Origin of the sequence: Pseudomonas sp. W5-36 (genome assembly GCF_046540455.1) — a bacterium.
Classification (GTDB): domain Bacteria; phylum Pseudomonadota; class Gammaproteobacteria; order Pseudomonadales; family Pseudomonadaceae; genus Aquipseudomonas; species Aquipseudomonas graminis_B.
Genome location: NZ_JAXCIQ010000027.1, coordinates 37,057 through 57,298 on the forward strand (window position 1 = coordinate 37,057; position 20,242 = coordinate 57,298).

Below are 20,242 nucleotides of genomic sequence, written 5' to 3' on the forward strand. Positions count from 1 at the left end.
ACGAGCACCGAATCCTGAGCGCCCCAACCTGCACACAACCGGGCGGTTTCATCGACGGAATATGCTTTTTGTCCGCTCCGGACGATCACCCGTGACGATCGCCGGCATTTCTGCCAGCTCGGGCCAATTATTTTTGGGCAGAACAAAGTGCCAATGTCAGCGGCTTTTTGTATACAACTTCGTTGTGGAAACGCTCTCTCGACGCGCAGGAACAGCAGGCAGAGAACCGTTTCAGCTATCTCCGGAAATGGTTGATCGCCGCGTCCCGGCCAAGGCGCGGCAACTTCCCCTCGAGCGCGGCCAAGTGTCGCAGGTGCGGCGCCAAAGCCTTCCCTCCGCGATCATTCGCGTCTAAGCTGTGTCCGCACAGTGGACCGGCGACAGCTAGCCACAGGCCCAGCGACAAGATTGTGCCCGGCAACGCAACCCTCTTGCAGACAAGCAGCCCCAGCGCTGTTTTCACCCGCAGGGTTGTATCCAATCCCTCCCACTCACGCGCGCGATCCAGCTCGACCTGTCTTCCTTCCTCCAGGCCACTCAGCCAGAACCCTCCCACGCCTCGGCGACCGGGCGTCTGCGTGCACCGCGTCTATCGCTTCCTCGATCCCCAGCCATGCCACTGCGTGACGGGTGACGCGCGATCGAAGGTGCGGCTGTTACCACACTAATAAAATACACACCGTGGAACCTGACATGAGCACAGCACCCAGCCCGACTGCTTATAACTACAAGGTCGTCCGCCAGTTCGCCATCATGACGGTGGTCTGGGGCATCATCGGCATGGGCCTGGGCGTCTTCATCGCCTCCCAGTTGGTGTGGCCTGACCTGAATTTCGGTTTGCCGTGGACCACATTCGGTCGACTTCGCCCCCTGCACACCAACCTGGTGATCTTCGCGTTCGGCGGCTGTGCACTGTTCGGCACCTCTTATTACGTGGTCCAGCGAACCTGTCAGACGCGGCTGATTTCCGACGGACTGGCGGCCTTTCATTTCTGGGGCTGGCAGTCGGTGATCATCGGCGCCATCGTCAGCCTGCCGATGGGTTACACCACCACCAAGGAATACGCCGAGCTCGAATGGCCGATTGCGATCCTGCTGACGGTTGTCTGGATCGCCTACGGCGCGGTGTTCTTCGGCACCATCGTCAAACGCAAAACCAAACACATTTACGTCGCCAACTGGTTCTACGGCGCGTTCATTGTGGTCACCGCGATGCTGCACATCGTCAACCACATCTCGCTGCCGGTGAGCCTCTTTAAATCCTATTCCGCCTATGCCGGCGCCACCGATGCCATGATCCAGTGGTGGTACGGGCACAACGCCGTCGGCTTTTTCCTCACCACCGGCTTTCTCGGGATGATGTATTACTTCGTGCCGAAACAGGCCGAACGCCCGATCTATTCCTATCGCCTGTCCATCGTGCATTTCTGGGCGCTGATCACCCTGTACATCTGGGCGGGCCCGCACCATCTGCACTACACCGCCCTGCCCGACTGGGCGCAATCACTGGGAATGGTGATGTCGATCATCCTGCTGGTGCCGAGCTGGGGCGGCATGATCAACGGCATGATGACCCTCTCGGGCGCATGGCATAAGTTGCGCACCGACCCGATTCTGCGCTTCCTCGTGCTGTCGCTGGCGTTCTACGGGATGTCGACGTTCGAGGGGCCGATGATGGCGATCAAGACCGTCAATGCGCTTTCTCACTACACCGACTGGACCATCGGCCACGTTCACTCGGGCGCGCTGGGCTGGGTGGCGATGATCACCATCGGCGCCGTCTACCACATGATCCCGAAACTCTATGGCCGTGCGCAGATGCACAGCGTCGCGCTGATCAACACGCACTTCTGGCTCGCCACTGTCGGCACCGTCCTCTACATCGCCGCGATGTGGGTCAACGGCATCACCCAGGGGCTGATGTGGCGGGCGATCAACGATGACGGCACCCTGACCTACTCGTTCGTCGAGGCCCTGCAGGCCAGTCATCCGGGGTACATCGTCCGCGCCTTGGGCGGGGCGATTTTCGCCAGCGGCATGCTGTTCATGGCCTACAACGTGTTCCGCACCATTCGCGCAGCGAACACGGAAGAAGCCGAAGCCGCCGCGCAGATTGCTGTCGTGGGGGCCCACTGATGATCAAGCACGAAGCACTGGAAAAGAACATCGGCCTGTTGTCGATCTTCATGGTCATCGCGGTGGCGATCGGCGGGCTGACGCAGATCGTCCCGCTGTTCTTTCAGGACGTCACCACCCTGCCCGTCGAAGGCATGAAGCCGCGCCCGGCGCTGGAGCTCGAAGGCCGCGACGTCTACATCGCCAACGGCTGCGTGGGTTGCCATTCGCAAATGATCCGGCCGTTCCGCGCCGAAACCGAGCGCTACGGGCATTACTCGGTGGCCGGTGAGAGCGTCTGGGATCACCCGTTTCTGTGGGGCTCCAAACGCACCGGGCCGGACCTGGCGCGGGTCGGCGGTCGCTACTCGGATGACTGGCACCGCGCTCATTTAAACAACCCGCGGGACCTGGTGCCGGAGTCGATCATGCCGGCCTACCCCTTCCTGGCGGACACCAAAATCGACGGCCAACTGACCGGCAAGAAGATGGAAGTGCTGCGCAGCCTGGGCGTGCCGTACACCGATGCCGACATCGCCGGCGCGAGCGACGCGGTGAAGGGCAAGACCGAAATGGATGCGCTGGTGGCCTATCTCCAAGGCCTGGGCACCCTCATCAAGAGCAAACGGTGATCGCCATGGACATGGGAACGATTCGAGGCCTGGGCACCGTTGTGGTGATGGTCGCCTTCATCGGTCTGGCGTTGTGGGTGTTCAGCCCGCGGCGCAAAGCGGAATTCGACGATGCAACGCTGCTGCCGTTTGCCGATGACCCCGAGGCGATTGCGCAGGTCAGGCAGGCGCAGGACCAGCGCCAAGCACACGCAAACCCGAAAGCCGAAAGGAGCCCTAAACCATGAGCACCTTCTGGAGCCTTTACGTCACGGTGCTGACCCTGGGCACGATCTTCGCAATGGGCTGGCTGCTGATCGCGACGCGCAAGGGCCAGCGCGCCGACACCACCGATGAAACCGTCGGCCACGCCTTCGACGGCATCGAGGAGTACGACAACCCGCTGCCCAAGTGGTGGTTCTGGCTGTTCATCGGCACGATCATCTTCGCTTTGGGTTATCTCGCGTTTTACCCGGGCCTGGGCAACTGGAAGGGCCTGTTGCCGGGCTATGACTACGCCGACAACGACAAGAAAATCCCGTTTTCCGACGGCGCCACCGGCTGGACCGGCGTGCACGAATGGGAAAAGGAAATGGTCCGCTCGGAGGCGCGCTACGGGCCGATCTACGCCAGATTCGCAGCGATGCCCATTGAAGACGTGGCCAAGGACCCGCAGGCGCTGAAGATGGGTGGACGCCTGTTCGCGTCGAATTGCTCGGTCTGCCACGGCTCCGACGCCAAGGGCGCCTACGGCTTCCCCAACCTGGCCGACGCCGACTGGCGCTGGGGCGGTGATGCGCAGAGCATCAAAACCTCCATCCTCAACGGCCGTCATGCGGTGATGCCGGCGTGGGGGGCGGTGATCGGCGATCAAGGCGTGCGCGACGTGTCGGCTTACGTGCTGACCCAACTGAACCGGCGCACACTGCCGGCTGATGCGAAAGCCGATCCGGTGGCAGGCGCGAAAATCTATGCCACTACTTGCGTTGCCTGCCACGGGCCGGAGGGCAGAGGCGTTGCCGCACTGGGTGCCCCGGACCTGACCCACCCCGGCGCGTTCATCTACGGCGCCAGCTTTGCGCAGCTGCAACAGACCATCCAGTATGGCCGCCAGGGGCAAATGCCAGCCCAGGCGTTGTTGCAGGGCAACGACCGGGTGCACTTGCTGGCGGCGTACGTTTACAGCCTTTCCCACGGGGAAGAACCGGCGGCAAAGCCCGAGTGAAGGATATCGCTGTCGCACACGCTGATGATTCGGCCCGAAGGGCGTAGGACGCTGCCATGAGCAATCAGATTCCGCTGCACAACGTCACGCCGCCGACGAAGAACGACGGCGACACCGTTGACCTTTACGCCTCGCGGGAGAAGATCTACACCCGCGCGTTCACCGGGGTGTTCCGCACGCTGCGCATGGGTGGCGGCGCGGTGTTGTTCCTGCTGTATTTCGGCACGGTCTGGCTCAACTGGCGCGCGCATCAGGCGGTGTGGTGGAACCTGCCGGAGCGCAAGTTCTACATCTTCGGCGCGACGTTCTGGCCGCAGGATTTCATTCTGCTGTCGGGCATCCTGATCGTCAGCGCGTTCGGGCTGTTCTTCATTACCGTGTTCGCCGGGCGCGTCTGGTGCGGTTACACCTGCCCGCAAAGCGTGTGGACGTGGGTGTTCATGTGGTGCGAAAAGGTCACCGAAGGCGACCGCCATCAGCGCATCAAACTCGACAAGGCGCCCATGGACGCCAACAAGTTCGCGCGCAAGTTCGCCAAGCACAGCCTCTGGCTGCTGATCGGGTTGGTCACCGGTCTGACTTTCGTCGGCTACTTCTCGCCCATCCGTCAACTGCTGCTGGATTTCTTCACCGGCCAGGCCGATGGCTGGTCGTATTTCTGGGTCGGTTTCTTCACCCTGGCCACCTACGCCAACGCCGGCTGGCTGCGGGAACAGGTGTGCATTCATATGTGCCCCTACGCGCGTTTCCAGAGCGTCATGTTCGACAAGGACACACTGATCGTTTCCTACGACCCACGGCGCGGCGAGGCACGGGGTGCGCGCAAGAAGGAAACGGATTACAAGGCTGAAGGTCTCGGCGACTGCATCGATTGCACGATGTGCGTGCAGGTCTGCCCCACCGGCATCGACATCCGCGACGGCTTGCAGATCGAATGCATCGGTTGCGCGGCGTGCATCGATGCCTGCGATTCGATCATGGACAAGATGGACTACCCGCGCGGCTTGATCAGTTACACCACCGAACACAACCTTTCCGGTCAGGTAACCCATACACTGCGGCCGCGGTTGATCGGCTATGGCCTGGTGTTGCTGGTGATGATCGGCGGGCTCACCGCTGCGTTTCTCACCCGCTCGCTGGTCGGTCTGGACGTCAGCAAGGACCGCATGCTGTACCGGGAAAACGCTGACGGCCGGATCGAAAACGTCTACAGCCTTAAGGTCATGAACAAGGACCAGCTCGACCACACCTATGTGCTCGACGCCACAGGATTGCCGGACCTGAAGCTGCAAGGCCGTCGCGAGATCAAGGTGCCGGCGGGCGAGATCATCAGCCTGCCGGTGGAGCTGTCGGTCGCGCCCGAGCAACTGCCGTCGAGTAGCAACGACGTCAGTTTCGTCCTCAGGGACGTCGAGCATAGCGGCACCGAAGTCCACGCCAATAGCCGTTTCCTCGGCCCGCCCATTCGCTGAGAGATGTCAGAAATGATCCCAGTCACCGCAGCACGTCCCTGGCACCGGCATCTATGGCCGTGGATCATCATCGGCATTCTGGCCTGCTCGGTGGCGTTGACCCTGGCCATGGTCACCATCGCCGTCACCCACCCGGACAACCTGGTCACCGACAACTATTACGAGGCCGGCAAAGGCATCAATCGCTCACTCGATCGCGAGTTGCTGGGTCAGTCCCTCAACCTGCACGCCCGCGTGGCTCTCGACGAGCTCACCGGCGAAGTGGATGTGCAACTGAGCGGCACCAGCCAGCCGGAAACCCTGGTCCTGAACCTGATCTCCCCGACCCAGCCGGACAAAGACCGCAAAGTGGTGCTGGCGCGCACGCCGTCGCAGCCGGGGCGCTATGTCGGGCAGTTGGCCGACGGGGTCGAAGGCCGGCGCTTCGTCGAATTGCTGGGGGTGGAGAACGCCCAGACCTGGCGCCTGTTCGAGGAAGAACGGATCGTTCCCGGGCAGCCACTGACCCTGGGCGACGAGCCGCTTCAGGGCGCTGGCGGGCATTGACGTGAAAGCGACTGAGGGAATTACCCTGCGGCCTTGCTACCACTGCACGCTACCGATCCCGCCGGGCGGGCGCTTCGTCGCTTCGGTGCTGGGTGAGGCGCGGGAATTCTGCTGCCCCGGCTGTCAGGCCGTGGCCCACGCCATCGTTGCCGGCGGCCTGGAAAGCTACTACCTGCATCGCAGCGAAGCGTCGGTCAACCCGCAGGTGTTGCCCTCGCCGTCAGCCGATGAACAGGCCCTCTTTGATCGTCCCGACGTGCAAGCGCCCTTTGTCCGCCATGACACCCCCTCTGGCGATGTCGCCGGCGATGTGGCTGAAACGACGCTGATGATCGAAGGCATCACCTGCGCGGCGTGCGGCTGGCTGATCGAGCGCCACCTGCGCAGGTTGCCCGCCGTGGTCGAAGCGCGGCTGAACCTGTCCAGTCACCGCTTGCACCTGCGCTGGCATGACCAGCCATTGCCTTTGAGCGAGGTCCTGTCCGAGCTGCGCGGCATCGGTTACGCCGGCCACCCCTATCAGGCGGACAAGGCAACCGAGCATCTGGCCCTGGAAAACCGTCGCAGCCTGCGCCAACTGGGCGTCGCCGGGCTGCTGTGGTTTCAGGCGATGATGGCGACCATGGCCACCTGGCCGGAATTCAACATCGACCTCAGCCCCGAGATGCACACCATCCTGCGCTGGGTGGCGATGTTTCTGACAACGCCCATCGTGTTCTACAGCTGCGCGCCGTTCTTCAAAGGGGCGCTGCGCGACCTGCGCGTCCGCCATCTGACCATGGACGTTTCGGTGTCGCTGGCGATTGGCGCAGCGTACTTCGCCGGCATATGGACGGCGGTCACCGGCGTTGGCGAATTGTATTTCGACGCGGTCGGCATGTTCGCGCTGTTCCTGCTTACCGGCCGCTACCTCGAACGCCGCGCCCGGGAACGCACCCGCTTAGCGACCGAGCAACTGGTCAATCTGCTGCCGGCGTCCTGCCTGCGGTTGAACGCGGACGGACAGACAGAGCGCATCCTGACTGATCAACTGCGCCTGCACGATCAGGTGCTGGTACACCCCGGCGCGATGTTGCCGGCGGACGGCCGAATCATCGCGGGTCGCTCGAGCATCGACGAATCGCTGCTCACCGGGGAGTACCTGCCTCAGCCGCGCCAGGTGGGAGACGCCGTTACCGCCGGCACCGCCAATAGTGAAAGCGTGCTCACTGTGGAAGTGCTCGCGTTGGGCGCTGACACCCGGCTCTCCGCCGTCGTCCGACTGCTGGACCGCGCACAATCGGAGAAGCCGCCCCTGGCGCAGATGGCGGACCGCGCGGCGCAGTGGTTTTTGCTGATTTCGCTGGTGCTGGCGGCGTGTGTCGGTGTGGTCTGGTGGCAGCTCGATGCCGGCCGCGCATTCTGGATCGTGCTGGCGATGCTGGTCGCCACTTGCCCGTGCGCCTTGTCGCTGGCGACCCCGACCGCGCTGACCGCCGCCACCGGCACGCTGCACAGGCTCGGGCTGCTGCTGACCCGAGGCCATGTGCTGGAGGGGCTGAACCGGATCGACACGGTGATCTTCGACAAGACCGGCACGCTGACCGAAGGGCGCCTGACGTTGAGGGCGGTTCGCAGCCTTGGCGCCCTGAGCAGTGACGACTGTTTGAGCCTGGCAGCGGCGCTGGAAAGTCGGTCTGAACACCCGATTGCCCGGGCGTTCGGCAAAACGGCGCTGACCGCTGAACGGGTGGTCGCGACGCCGGGCCTGGGCCTGGAAGGCGAGGTCAACGGGCGCCTCTTGCGCATCGGTCAGCCCGGGTTTGTCTGCGCCGTGAGTGGCGTCGCCGTGCCCTCCATGCCGGAGGAGCCCGGTCAGTGGTTGCTGCTGGGGGATGACACCCAAGCCCTCGCCTGGCTGGTGCTGGATGATCGGCTGCGGGACGACGCGGCAAGGCTGGTCACGGCGTGCAAACAGCGCGGCTGGCAGACGTTGTTGTTGTCCGGCGACAGTTCGCCCATGGTGTCCATTGTCGCGACTCAGTTGCAGATCGATGACGCCCGGGGCAGCCTGCGGCCGGATGACAAATTCGCCATTCTGCAACGGCTTCGCGTCGAGGGCCGGACCCTTCTGGTGATCGGCGACGGGGTCAATGATGTGCCGATGCTGGCGGCGGCCGACATCAGCATCGCCATGGGCTCGGCCACCGATCTGGCCAAGACCAGCGCCGATGCGGTGCTGCTGTCGAATCGTCTGCATGTGTTGGTGGATGCGTTTGGCCTCGCTCGGCGCACGCGGCGGGTCATTCTGGAAAACCTGGCGTGGGCCGGGTTGTACAACGGGCTGGTGCTGCCCTTCGCGGCGCTGGGCTGGGTGACGCCGTTGTGGGCCGCGGCGGGAATGTCGGTGAGTTCGCTGGTGGTGGTGTTGAATGCGTTACGTCTGACGCGGATGAAGCCGATTGCTGCAGAATCCATGGCTGCCCGTCAGACGGTGACCCCATGAACCCACGCCCCGATTCGGAGGCCCGATGCCTGCGCTCTACATCATGATTCCGGTGGCGCTGCTGATCGTGGCGGTGGCGATCTACGTCTTTTTCTGGGCGGTGGACAGCGGTCAGTACGACGACCTCGACGGCCCGGCCCACAGCATTCTGTTCGACGATCAGGATCCAGGGCACGTGGCCGGGGTGGATGAAGCGTCGAGGAGAGAGACATCGGGCGTCAAGAAGGATTCGGCCACGTGAACCCGGTCCCTGTGGGAGTGAGCTTGCTCACGAAGGCCGACAATCGACCGCTGCATATCCGTCGGATGTACCGGCCTCTTCGCGAGCAAGCTCGCTCCCACAGTCCATGCGTTGGCAGATATATCTGCGATGCCGTCAGGCTTGATGCATTTTCATGTGGGACGACCGGGGTAACGCTCCACCTTGCTCCCGAAGGCGTATCAACCGTCACCGCGAGATTCTCGGGTCGAAACCATGCATGACCTCCTCCCCCAACTCCTCTCCGCCCTCGTGCTGGGCCTGCTCGGCGGCGGTCATTGCCTGGGCATGTGCGGCGGTCTGATGGGCGCGCTCACCTTTGCCATCCCCCCGGAGCAACGCGGAAGACGCCTGCGCCTGCTGGTGGCCTACAACGTCGGACGTGTTTTCAGCTATGCCTGCGCGGGATTGCTCACAGGCATGCTCGGCTGGGCGGTCGCCAACAGCCCGGGGGCGATGCTGTTGCGGGTGATCGCGGGGTTGCTGATGATCACCATGGGCCTGTACCTGGCCGGATGGTGGAGCGGCCTGACCCGCATCGAAGGCCTGGGCCGCTGGATTTGGCGTTACCTGCAACCGCTGGCCAGCCGCTTGATGCCGGTGTCGACGACACCCCGGGCTTTACTGCTGGGCGCGGTGTGGGGCTGGCTGCCATGCGGGCTGGTTTACAGCACGCTGCTGTGGTCGGCCAGCCAGGGCAATGCGCTGCACAGCGCGTTGTTGATGCTCGCGTTCGGCGTCGGCACCTGGCCGGTGCTGCTCGCCACGGGCCTGGCCGCCGAGCGCATCACCGCCCTGCTCCGTCGGCGCAGCGTGCGCGTGGCTGGCGGAGTGCTGGTGATTCTGTTCGGCCTGTGGACACTCCCCGGCCCCCATCAACAGTGGCTCATGGGTCACACGCATCACACGATGAATCATGAGATGAATCCCGCCATGGATCATGCAGGCATGGGCCACGAGTAACCCAGCCCCCATCCGTTGACCCAGATCAATGCCCTCAGCGGCGGCTTCCCTACACTTCCCGCACCGCCATCCTTATCGGGAACGCCCCCATGCTCGACGACCTTCGTTGGGATTCTGAACTCATCCGTCGCTACGATCTGGCAGGGCCGCGTTACACGTCCTACCCCACCGCCGTGCAATTTCATACGCAAGTTGGCGCCTTCGAGCTGCTACATGGGCTGCGAGACAGCCGCAAGGCGTCGCGACCGTTGTCGCTGTACGTGCACATCCCGTTCTGCGCCAACATTTGCTACTACTGTGCCTGCAACAAAGTCATCACCAAGGACCGCGGTCGCTCCCAGGCCTATCTGCAGCGGCTCGAACGCGAGATCAGCCTGATCGCCGCCCACGTCGATGACCGTCAGGTGGTGGAGCAATTGCACTTCGGCGGCGGCACGCCGACCTTTCTCAGTCACCTTGAACTGCGCCAGCTGATGGCCCATTTGCGCCAGCACTTCACCCTGCTGGATGACCACTCCGGTGACTACGGCATCGAAATCGATCCGCGCGAGGCGGACTGGTCGACCATGGGCCTGTTGCGCGAGCTGGGCTTCAACCGGGTCAGCCTCGGCGTGCAGGACCTTGATCCGCTGGTGCAGCGGGCGATTAACCGCTTGCAGAGCCTGGAAGAAACCCGCGCCATCGTCGAAGCCGCGCGCACCCTGCAGTTTCGTTCGGTGAACATCGACCTCATCTATGGCCTGCCGCTGCAGACACCAGAGGGTTTTGCCCACACCGTCGAGCAAGTCATCGCCCTGCAGCCCGACCGGCTGTCGGTGTTCAACTACGCCCACCTGCCCGAGCGCTTCATGCCCCAACGGCGCATCGACACCGCTCAGTTGCCCAGCCCGGAACAGAAGCTGGAGATGCTCCAGCGCACCATCGAGCAGCTGACGCGTGCAGGCTATCGCTACATCGGCATGGACCACTTTGCCCTGCCCGATGACGACCTCGCTATCGCTCAGGAAGAAGGCACGTTGCAGCGCAATTTTCAGGGCTACACCACCCATGGCCACTGCGACCTGATCGGCCTCGGTGTCTCGGCGATCAGCCAGATCGGCGAGCTGTATGCACAGAACACCGTAGACCTCACCGAGTACCAGACCCTGCTGGCCAGCGACCAACTGGCCACCAAACGCGGTCTGCTCTGCAACGAAGACGATCAGCTGCGGCGCACCATCATCAGCCAGCTGATCTGTCATTTCCGCCTGGATTTCGCCGCCGTCGAAAACGCATTTGCCATTCACTTTCGGGAATATTTCCGCGAGCAGTGGCCGCAATTGCTGACCATGGCCACGGACGGGCTGATTCTGCTTGACCCGACCGGCATCACCGTCACGCCGGCAGGACGCCTGCTGGTGCGCTCGATCTGCATGGTGTTCGATGCGTATTTGGGCACGCAGAACCGTCAGCGCTATTCCCAGGTGATATAGGCCCGCGTGATATAGGCCCAGGTGATATAGGAATGTTCCGCCTGGCGCGGAGGAATGATTTCGGGCCAAGGAAGGCGCGTGGTAGTCGCAGGGCTGACCCTGAGTTACCCTTACGACTTATGTGTGTTTCTTCACAAGGAATTACCCGATGTCTGAGCCAGTCAAACTGCGTGCTCACACCCAGGCTCATTGCAAGGATTGCAGCCTGGCCCCGTTGTGCCTTCCGCTTTCATTGAACATGGAAGACATGGACGCACTGGACGAAATCGTCAAACGCGGCCGCCCCTTGAAGAAAGGCGATGTTCTGTTTCGTCAGGGCGACACCTTCGCTTCCGTCTACGCCGTCCGTTCCGGCGCGTTGAAAACCTTCAGCCTCAGCGACAGCGGCGAAGAACAACTCACCGGTTTCCACCTGCCCAGCGAACTGGTCGGGCTGTCGGGCATGGACGCCGAGGCGTATCCCGTCACGGCGCAGGCCCTGGAGACCACGTCGGTGTGCGAAATCCCCTTCGAACGGCTGGACGAATTGTCGGTGCAACTGCCGCAATTGCGTCGCCAGTTGATGCGGGTGATGAGCCGGGAAATCCGCGATGACCAACAAATGATGCTGCTGCTCTCGAAGAAAACCGCCGACGAGCGCATCGCCACGTTTCTGGTCAACCTCTCCGCCCGCTTCCGCGCCCGGGGTTTCTCCGCCAACCAGTTTCGCCTGAGCATGTCGCGCAACGAGATCGGCAACTACCTGGGCCTGGCGGTGGAAACCGTGTCCCGGGTGTTTACCCGCTTTCAGCAAAACGAGTTGATCGCCGCCGAGGGCAAGGAAATCCACATCCTTGACCCGATTCAGCTCTGCGCGCTGGCCGGGGGATCGCTGGAAAGCTGATGCATGATGGTCCGGGCGGGCTTAGACTGGCGTCTTTTGAGTCATGTCCTGCCCGAGATCCTTATGATTTTCGACGAAGTCAGCATCAAATCCCTCATCCGCCCTGTGGTGGACTTCCCCAAACCCGGCGTGATTTTCCGTGACATCACCCCGCTGTTCCAGTCACCCAAGGCCCTGCGCCTGGTCATCGACAGCTTCATCCAGCGTTACATCGACGCCGAGTTCACCCACGTCGGCGCCATGGACGCGCGCGGGTTTCTCATCGGTTCGATCGTCGCCTACGAACTGAACAAACCGCTGGTGCTGTTTCGCAAGCAAGGGAAGTTGCCGGCCGATGTGCTGGCCGAGGCCTATCAGACCGAATACGGCGAAGCGCTGCTGGAAGTCCACGCCGACAGCTTGTGCGACGGGGATTCAGTGGTGATGTTCGATGACCTGATCGCCACCGGCGGTACCCTGGTCGCCGCCGCCAACCTGATCCGCCGCATGGGCGCCAAGGTCCACGAAGCCGCTGCGATTATTGATTTGCCGGAGCTGGGCGGCTCACAACGCCTGCGCGACATGGAAATTCCGACGTTCTGCCTGACCCAGTTTGCGTTGACGGACAAGTAAGGCCACGATCAACGTCGATCGGTTCGCCGGATGTCTGTAGGACCGGCTTTAGCCGGGAACAGGCCAGTGAGGGCACCCTGGATTCGGGGTGTGACACCTGCCGCCTTCCCGGCTAAAGCCGGTCCTACACCCGAGTTCACTCCGACAGGTACTCAGCGCATTGAAGACGGAGAGACTCGTTACAACTTAATCGGCTTGCGCCCTGCAAACGAGTGCGCCAGCGTGCCGCCGTCGACCAGTTCCAGCTCGCCACCGAGCGGCACGCCGTGGGCAATGCGCGAGGTGACCAGGCCTTTGTTGGTCAGCAGTTGGGCGATGTAGTGCGCCGTCGCTTCGCCTTCGACCGTGGGGTTCGTGGCGAGGATGACTTCGGTGAACGAGCCCTGCTCTTCGATCCGTGCCACCAGCTGCGGAATGCCAATGGCTTCAGGCCCCAGACCGTCCAGCGGCGACAGATGGCCCTTGAGCACGAAGTAGCGCCCGCGGTAACCAGTCTGTTCCACCGCATACACATCCATCGGGCCCTCCACCACGCAGAGCAGCGTGTCGTCGCGCCGGACGTCCGAGCATTGCGGGCAGAGTTCTTCTTCGGTGAGGGTGCGGCATTGTTTGCAGTGACCAACGCCTTCCATCGCCTGACTCAACGCCTGGGACAGACGCGAGCCACCACTGCGATCACGCTCCAGCAGCTGCAACGCCATGCGCTGGGCGGTTTTCTGACCGACGCCGGGCAGGATGCGCAGGGAGTCGATCAACTGGCGAATCAGGGGGCTGAAGCTCATTGGAGAAACGTCCGACAAAAACACGAGACGCGGTTTATACCCGCGCCTCCGATTACCGTCAAATCAGGGTCATGAGACCTTGACCACCAGCTTGCCGAAGTTCTTGCCGTCGAGCAGGCCAATGAACGCGTCCGGCGCGTTCTCCAGGCCTTCCACCACGTCTTCGCGGAATTTCACCTTGCCGTCCTTCACCAGCGGAATCATGGCGTGCATGAATTCGTCCAGACGATCGTAATACTCTTCGTAGACGATGAAGCCCTGAATCTTCGCACGCTTGGTCAGCAGCGTGCGTATCAACAGCGGCAGCCGATTCGGCCCCTCTGGCTCTCTCTGGGCGTTGTAATGGGCGATCAGCCCGCACAACGGCACCCGCGCACGCTCATTGAGCAGCGGTATGACCGTCTCCAGCACCTTGCCGCCGACCAGTTCGAAATAGATGTCGATGCCGTCCGGAACGGCCGCCTTCAGCTGCTCGGCGAAGTCCTCGCTGCGGTGATCGATGCAAGCGTCAAAACCCAGCTCATCAACCACGTAACGGCACTTGTCTTCGCCACCGGCAACGCCCACCACCCGCAGGCCATTGAGCTTGGCCACTTGACCGACCACCGAACCGACTGCCCCCGAAGCCGCCGCGACGACCAGGGTTTCGCCCGCTTTCGGCTTGCCGATGTCCATCAAGCCCATGTAACCGGTGATGCCCGGCATACCGAGCACGCCGACCGCCATTGACGGGCTGGGCAGGTCCTTCGGCGCCATCAACAGATTGCTGCCATCAGAAATGCTGTGGGTCTGCCAGCCGGTCTGACCCACGACCAGATCGCCTTCCTTGAATGCCGGATTGCGCGACTGCTCGACCACGCTGACCGCGCCGCCCTCCATCACCGCGTCGATTTCCACCGGTGCCGCGTAGGACGGCGCGTCGCTCATGCGACCGCGCATGTAGGGATCGAGGGACAGGTAGAGCGTGCGCAGCTGCACCTGACCGTCTTGCAGGTCAGGCAGCGCCTCGCGCTCGAGTCGGAAGTTTTCCGGGGTCGGCGCGCCTTGGGGACGGGACGCCAGGACGACACGTTGGTTGAGGATCAATTCTTGGGTCATCGGAATGGGCTCCATGATGAAGGGTTGCAAGGGTATAGAAAGCAGACCGTGGGCAGCCGGACGGGTTCGGTCGGATGTGGGCTCCCTATGGCGCGCTTCGTGCTGACGGCTTGCCGCCGTGCCCAAACGAAAATGCCAGGCACGAGGGCCTGGCATCTTGATGTCGCAACCGCCGTCCGATCAGAACGGCATTTTCATGCCCGGCGGCAGCTGCATGCCGGCGGTCATGCTGGCGGTCTTTTCCTGGCTGGCCGCTTCGATCTTGCGCACAGCGTCGTTGACGGCCGCAGCGATCAGGTCTTCCAGAATTTCCTTCTCTTCCTGCATCAGGCTGTCGTCCAGGCTGACGCGCTTGACGTCATGACGCCCGGTCATGACCACGCTGACCAGACCGGCGCCAGACTGGCCTGTCACTTCAGCGTTGGCCAGTTCTTCCTGCATCTTGGCCATTTTTTCCTGCATTTGCTGAGCCTGCTTCATCAGGCCTGCCATGCCACCTTTCATCATGGGAGTTACTCCTCGGAAGTCATCGGATAGAAAGTCATTGAACAATTAGGGGCGCCCTATCAGCTTAGCGCCCCCGGGAATCATCGGGCGTGGACTTACGCCTGCGTCGGCGCATCCACCGGAACAATGGTGTCATCGCGAATCGACGCACCGAACTGCTGCATCATCTGCTGAATGAACGGATCGCTGTGGATCGCCGCCTCGGCCTGCTTCTGCCGATCGGCACGCCGACGCGCCGCTGCCTGAGCCGGGGTTTCCTGCTCGGGCTTGATCAGTTCGATACTCAGGTTGAGGGTGCGTTCATGGTATTGGTTCAGCGCGTCGTTCAGACGGCGCTGCTGCGTCGAGTTGAACAGCGCACTGTGGGCCGGATCAAGGTGCAGCAGCCAGTTGTCGCCCTCCACCGAAATCAGCGTGCAGTTGGCGGCGATGCTGCCGGTCATGCCGGAAATCGGAAGTTTCGGGAACAGCTCAAGCCAGTCCGCCGCAAGACCGGTGGCAGGTTTGGAGGCCGGCAGCAGCTCGGGCTCCTTCTCCACCGCTTCGACGGCTTCGTGGGCAAGGTCATCGAGATAAGCGAACGACGCCGGGTCGATGTCGATGTCCGGCTCGATGTAGTCGTCATCGGGCGGCGGCTCGTCGTCGCGCTCCATCGGCGCCGGCACATAAGGTGCGGCATCGGGCACGTGCTCGATCATTTGTGGTGTCACCGCCTCGGCAGCGGCTTGCAGCTGTTCTGACGATGCGAGTTCGGGCGCGTCCGGCACAGGGCTCGCGGGGGCCGGCGCCGGCATGGGCGTCAGGTCCGGCTGCTCGGCGACGGTGTCGAGGACGGCCTCGGGCCTCTCGGCCACGGACGCGGGCTGTGGGGACGGCTCGTCCTCGGGCTCAGGCTCAGGCTTGGTCTCGTTCTCGGGCTCTGCGGCAGTGGCTGGCACCGCGGCGTTTGGCTCGTTCCACGGCAGATCGATCTCTGCCTCCGCCTTTGCCGCCACAGGCTCGGGCACGGCGACAGGCGCCGACGTGTCGATGACAGGCGCCGGGGCGGTCTGGGGTCGGGATGCTGCGGACGCTGAACTCGCCACCGCTGTCCGGGAATCAACCGTGGCCGGGTTGATCCCCACTGACTTTAACGGCTGCGTCGGCGCGTTGTCGGCGTCTGCGGGCCGGAACGCCAGCATGCGCAGCAGCACCATCTCGAAACCGCCCCGGGGATCCGGCGCCAGCGGCAGATCGCGGCGACCGATCAGGCCCATCTGGTAGTAGAACTGCACGTCTTCGGCGGGCAACGCCTGGGCCAGGGCCAGCACGCGATCGCGATCGCCGTGGCCGTTATCGACCCCTTCAGGCAGCGCCTGGGCGATGGCGACCCGGTGCAATACGTTCAGAATCTCCGAGAGCACGCCGCTCCAGTCCGGCCCCTGTTCGGCCAGATGCCGCACGGCTTCAAGCAACGAACGGGCATCGCCTTCGATCAACGCAGCCAGTACGTCGAACACCTGGCCGTGATCCAGCGTGCCGAGCATGGCGCGCACGTCGGCCGCCAACACTTTGCCTTCGCCGAAGGCAATCGCCTGGTCGGTAAGGCTCATGGCGTCACGCATCGAGCCATCGGCCGCGCGACCGAGCAGCCACAGCGCATCGTCTTCGAACGGAACGTTCTCCACGCCGAGGACGTGGGTCAAATGCTCGACCACACGCTCAGGCGTCATGTTTTTCAGGGAGAACTGCAGGCAGCGCGACAGAATGGTGGCGGGCAGCTTCTGCGGGTCCGTTGTGGCGAGGATGAACTTGACGTAGGGCGGTGGCTCTTCCAGCGTTTTGAGCAACGCGTTGAACGAGTGGCTGGAGAGCATGTGCACTTCGTCGATCAGGTAGACCTTGAAGCGACCGCGACTCGGCGCGTATTGCACGTTGTCGAGCAGCTCGCGGGTGTCTTCGACCTTGGTGCGGCTGGCGGCGTCGATCTCGATCAGGTCGACAAAACGGCCCTCATCGATCTCGCGGCACACCGAACATTCGCCACACGGCGTTGACGTGATGCCGGTTTCACAGTTCAGGCACTTGGCGATGATCCGCGCGATGGTGGTCTTGCCGACCCCGCGTGTGCCAGTGAATAAATAGGCGTGGTGCAGGCGCTGGCTGTCCAGCGCGTTGATCAAGGCCTTGAGCACATGGGTCTGGCCGACCATTTCGCGGAACGAGCGCGGACGCCATTTACGTGCAAGAACCTGATAACTCATTGAAAACCGTCGCGACTGGGTTGCGGAAGACCGCCAATGCTAGCGGAGCAGGGGCAAAATTGCATCTGGTGTCCGACGCTTATCGCTTTATTATGGCTGGCCTGGCTCCGCAAGACGGCTCCGCGAGACGGTTCCCTCACAAGGTCCCACACCTGGATTCCGAAGACACAGCAGGCTTGAAACGTCGCACTGTTACTTCGAGGGATCCGGATGCGAGTGTGGGTGAGTGGCTTGGGACTTTCGAGTGCCTTGGGGTTATGGAGCGCGTCGGCGCTCGCAGACGGTCCGCCGTTGCGCTTTGCCGTGGCCGACAGTTGGTCGATGCCGCTGATGCAGGTGGGCCCCGACGGGCCAGAGGCCGGGATTCTGTTCGACATCATGGAAAGTCTGGCCCGCCAGATCGGCCAGACCGCCCAGTACCGCGTGTACCCGCGGCTGCGTGTGCAGGCGGCCACCGAGCGCGGTGACGTTGACGTGCGGTGTTACGCCGCCCAGTCCTGGTTGCCGGACATGTCGGGGGACTTCACCTGGAGCCTGCCGCTGCTGACCCAGCGCAACGTGCTGGTGGGCAGCGCCTACGACACCGCCACCTTCGAGCTGAGCGCGATTCTCGGCGATCACATCGGTACGGTGCTGGGCTACGCCTACCCGGTGCTGGACCCGCTGTTCGCCACCCGCGATCTGATCCGCGAAGACGCGAGGTTGCAGGAGCAGGTTCTGCAAAAGCTCTCGGCCCACCGCTACCGATACGCCGTGGACACCCAGTGGTCGCTGGACTGGTACAACCGCGATCAGAAAGCCGACGAGAAACTCAGGGCCGTGTGGGTCATCGATGAGCAGCCGGTGGGCTGCGTCGCCCGCAACGACCCGAGCGTGCCGGCGCAACGCATCATGCGCACGCTGCTGAGGATGAAGATGTCCGGGGAGATCGAGCGGATTGTCGAGCGGTATCAGGTGCATTCGGGGAATCCGGCCGATCCGTATTGAGCCTGCGACGTTTTCCTGATGTGGGACTGCCTTTAGCCGGGAAAGCGTCACGTGACCCACCGCAAGACTGGTGGCGTTCCCACTGGCCTCGTCCGTGTAGGACCGGCTTTAGCCGGGAAGGCGTCATGGGGCACACCACAACTTTGATGTCACCCACCGCTGTAGCAATCCCGTCATATTCCCTCGCTAGGCTCCGGCGACACATGTTGTAACAACTCGACCTGCGAGCGCCCGCCATGAGCAAGAAACCGGAAGATCCAGCACAGGCTTCAGTCCCCCGGCCACAGGTGGATGACAGCCGCCGACGCTTCCTCGGTGGCGTTGCGGTGCTGGGCGCAGGCGCGACCCTGAGTGGCGTGGTGGGCGCTGCCGAATCAGGCGTTGAAGGCAAGCCTGCAACGGACGCCCTGCTGACCGGCCCGGCGCTGGACAAAGCGCTGCAGGACAACGTCAAGACCATCGTGGTCATCTACGGCGAGAACCGCAGCTTCAATAACCTGTTCGCCAACTTCCCCGGCGTCGAGCACCCGCTTTCCGCCGTGAAAGCCGACCAATATCGCCAGCGCGACCGCGACGGCAAGGTCCTCGACAACCTGCCGCAGTGCTGGGGTGGCGTCTGCCAGATCGGCCCGCAAAGCGTCGACGGCGTGACCTACGCCACGGGCGTGCAGTACCAGGAAAACCTGCCCAACGCGCCCTTCCCCCTCAAGGGTCCAAGCGGCGAAGACCTGCCACTCAGCGTCGTCACCCGGGACTTGTGGCACGTGTTTTACCAGAACCAGATGCAGATCAATGGCGGCAAGAACGACGCCTTCGTCGCTTGGGCGGATTCCGGCGGCCTGACCATGGGCTATTACGCCCAGACCCAATATTCCCTGCGCCTGTGGGACGTCGCCAAAGAGTTCGTGCTCTGCGACAACTTCTTCCAGGGCGCTTTCGGCGGATCGTTCCTCAACCACCAATACCTGATCTCGGCCCGAGCGCCCTTCTACCCGGACGCGGCGAACTCCCCGGCCAAGTCGCAGATCGCCGTGCTGGAAAGCAGCGACCCGCTGGACTATCGGCTCAAACCCCTGGAGAAGTCACCGGCCAGCGCCATGACCGGACCGCCACAATTCGGCCCGAGCGCGCTGACGCCGGACGGTTACGGCGTCAACACCATGGCCCCGCCCTACTGGCCGACCTGGCTGCGGGACAAGGAGAAACCGGACTATTCGCAGCCGGGGCTGGCCAACGTCCTGGTGCCGCAAACCCATGAACACATCGGCGACAAGCTCTCGAAAAAGAACGTCGACTGGGCCTGGTACGCCGGCGCTTGGCAGGTGACGCTGGACGAGTACAAGGACTCGACGGGCATCCCGAAAATCCCGAACTTCCAGTACCACCACCAGCCGTTCAACTACTTCAAGCAGCAGGGCCCCGACAATCCGGCAGAGCGCAAGAAGCGCCTGCGCGACGGCGGCCTGGGCGACGAGTCCTCCAGTAATAAATTCCTGGCCGACGCCGAGGCGGGCAAGCTGCCCGCAGTGACCTTCTACAAACCCCAGGGCAACCTCAACATGCACGCCGGTTACGCCGACGTGGCGGCCGGCGACCGACACATTGATCGCGCGATCAAAGTGCTGCGCAACAGCCCGCAGTGGAAGAACATGGTGATTATCATCACGGTCGACGAAAACGGCGGCTGGTGGGACCACGTTGCGCCGCCGAAAGGCGATCGCTGGGGACCGGGCACGCGGGTGCCGGCGATCGTGATTTCACCCTTCGCGCGCAAAGGCACGGTCGACCACACGGTGTACGACACCGCCTCGATCCTGCGTCTGATTACGCGGGTGCATGGTCTGGAAAAACTGGACGGACTGACCGAGCGCGACAACGCCATGGCCGCACGGGGTCAGGCACCGATGGGTGACCTGAGCAACGCGCTGCAGTTTCCGGCGTAGACAGGCGCGCAACCATCGCGGGCAGGTGAGCTGATCTTA

The 20,242-nt window shown here is 63.1% G+C and carries 18 protein-coding genes; 14 read left to right on the plus strand and 4 right to left on the minus strand.

Annotated features, from left to right (window positions below; translation table 11 throughout):
* Positions 1-693: 693 nt before the first annotated feature.
* From ccoN to SLW74_RS26135, 12 genes are all read left to right on the plus strand, one after another.
* Positions 694-2,136 (plus strand): cytochrome-c oxidase, cbb3-type subunit I, encoded by a 1,443-nt coding sequence (ccoN, locus tag SLW74_RS26080; RefSeq protein ID WP_410930559.1) that lies wholly within the window; start codon positions 694-696, stop codon positions 2,134-2,136.
* Complete coding sequence (ccoO, locus tag SLW74_RS26085; RefSeq protein ID WP_208600750.1) at positions 2,136-2,747, plus strand: cytochrome-c oxidase, cbb3-type subunit II; 612 nt, start codon at positions 2,136-2,138, stop codon at positions 2,745-2,747. Before ccoN ends, ccoO begins: the two co-directional genes overlap by 1 nt.
* Positions 2,748-2,752: 5 nt before the next feature.
* Entirely contained in the window at positions 2,753-2,974 is a 222-nt protein-coding gene (locus tag SLW74_RS26090) for a cbb3-type cytochrome oxidase subunit 3 (RefSeq protein WP_369319343.1), read from the plus strand.
* Entirely contained in the window at positions 2,971-3,951 is a 981-nt protein-coding gene (gene ccoP / locus SLW74_RS26095) for a cytochrome-c oxidase, cbb3-type subunit III (RefSeq protein WP_410930560.1), read from the plus strand. Before SLW74_RS26090 ends, ccoP begins: the two co-directional genes overlap by 4 nt.
* Positions 3,952-4,007: 56 nt before the next feature.
* A complete protein-coding gene (gene ccoG / locus SLW74_RS26100; RefSeq protein WP_410930561.1) occupies positions 4,008-5,423 on the plus strand; it encodes a cytochrome c oxidase accessory protein CcoG in 1,416 nt (471 codons plus the stop codon).
* Between the two features lie 12 nt (positions 5,424-5,435).
* On the plus strand, positions 5,436-5,969 hold the full coding sequence (locus SLW74_RS26105) for a FixH family protein (protein WP_410930562.1): 534 nt from the start codon (positions 5,436-5,438) through the stop codon (positions 5,967-5,969).
* A 19-nt stretch (positions 5,970-5,988) separates the two neighbouring features.
* Entirely contained in the window at positions 5,989-8,454 is a 2,466-nt protein-coding gene (locus SLW74_RS26110; protein ID WP_410930577.1) for a heavy metal translocating P-type ATPase, read from the plus strand.
* Between the two features lie 25 nt (positions 8,455-8,479).
* The gene (ccoS, locus tag SLW74_RS26115) at positions 8,480-8,695 is read left to right on the plus strand and encodes a cbb3-type cytochrome oxidase assembly protein CcoS (RefSeq protein ID WP_410930563.1); all 216 of its coding nucleotides are present in this window, start codon (positions 8,480-8,482) and stop codon (positions 8,693-8,695) included.
* 234 nt (positions 8,696-8,929) lie between these two features.
* On the plus strand, positions 8,930-9,676 hold the full coding sequence (locus SLW74_RS26120) for a sulfite exporter TauE/SafE family protein (protein ID WP_410930564.1): 747 nt from the start codon (positions 8,930-8,932) through the stop codon (positions 9,674-9,676).
* Positions 9,677-9,765: 89 nt separating this feature from the next.
* Entirely contained in the window at positions 9,766-11,148 is a 1,383-nt protein-coding gene (gene hemN / locus SLW74_RS26125) for an oxygen-independent coproporphyrinogen III oxidase (protein WP_410930565.1), read from the plus strand.
* Positions 11,149-11,296: 148 nt separating this feature from the next.
* Positions 11,297-12,031 carry a fumarate/nitrate reduction transcriptional regulator Fnr gene (fnr, locus tag SLW74_RS26130; RefSeq protein WP_065988695.1) on the plus strand — a complete coding sequence of 245 codons (735 nt, stop codon included), beginning with the start codon at positions 11,297-11,299 and terminating at the stop codon, positions 12,029-12,031.
* 63 nt (positions 12,032-12,094) lie between these two features.
* Positions 12,095-12,643, plus strand: a complete 549-nt coding sequence (locus tag SLW74_RS26135; protein WP_122622664.1) for an adenine phosphoribosyltransferase — start codon at positions 12,095-12,097, stop codon at positions 12,641-12,643.
* Positions 12,644-12,822: 179 nt separating this feature from the next.
* On the opposite strand, the gene recR is transcribed toward SLW74_RS26135, so the two are convergent.
* From recR to dnaX, 4 genes are all read right to left on the minus strand, one after another.
* Positions 12,823-13,425, minus strand: coding sequence for a recombination mediator RecR (gene recR, locus SLW74_RS26140; RefSeq protein WP_410930566.1), 603 nt, complete (start codon positions 13,423-13,425; stop codon positions 12,823-12,825).
* 69 nt (positions 13,426-13,494) lie between these two features.
* Complete coding sequence (locus tag SLW74_RS26145; protein WP_410930567.1) at positions 13,495-14,523, minus strand: NADP-dependent oxidoreductase; 1,029 nt, start codon at positions 14,521-14,523, stop codon at positions 13,495-13,497.
* Between the two features lie 180 nt (positions 14,524-14,703).
* On the minus strand, positions 14,704-15,030 hold the full coding sequence (locus SLW74_RS26150; protein WP_065988699.1) for a YbaB/EbfC family nucleoid-associated protein: 327 nt from the start codon (positions 15,028-15,030) through the stop codon (positions 14,704-14,706).
* A gap of 95 nt (positions 15,031-15,125) precedes the next feature.
* The gene (dnaX, locus tag SLW74_RS26155) at positions 15,126-17,273 is read right to left on the minus strand and encodes a DNA polymerase III subunit gamma/tau (protein ID WP_410930568.1); all 2,148 of its coding nucleotides are present in this window, start codon (positions 17,271-17,273) and stop codon (positions 15,126-15,128) included.
* A gap of 231 nt (positions 17,274-17,504) precedes the next feature.
* Here dnaX and SLW74_RS26160 point away from each other — a divergent pair, with 231 nt between their 5' ends.
* Together SLW74_RS26160 and acpA are read left to right on the plus strand one after the other, a co-directional pair.
* Positions 17,505-18,260, plus strand: coding sequence for a substrate-binding periplasmic protein (locus tag SLW74_RS26160; RefSeq protein ID WP_410930569.1), 756 nt, complete (start codon positions 17,505-17,507; stop codon positions 18,258-18,260).
* Positions 18,261-18,496: 236 nt separating this feature from the next.
* Positions 18,497-20,203, plus strand: coding sequence for an acid phosphatase (gene acpA, locus SLW74_RS26165; protein WP_410930570.1), 1,707 nt, complete (start codon positions 18,497-18,499; stop codon positions 20,201-20,203).
* Positions 20,204-20,242 lie beyond the last annotated feature (39 nt).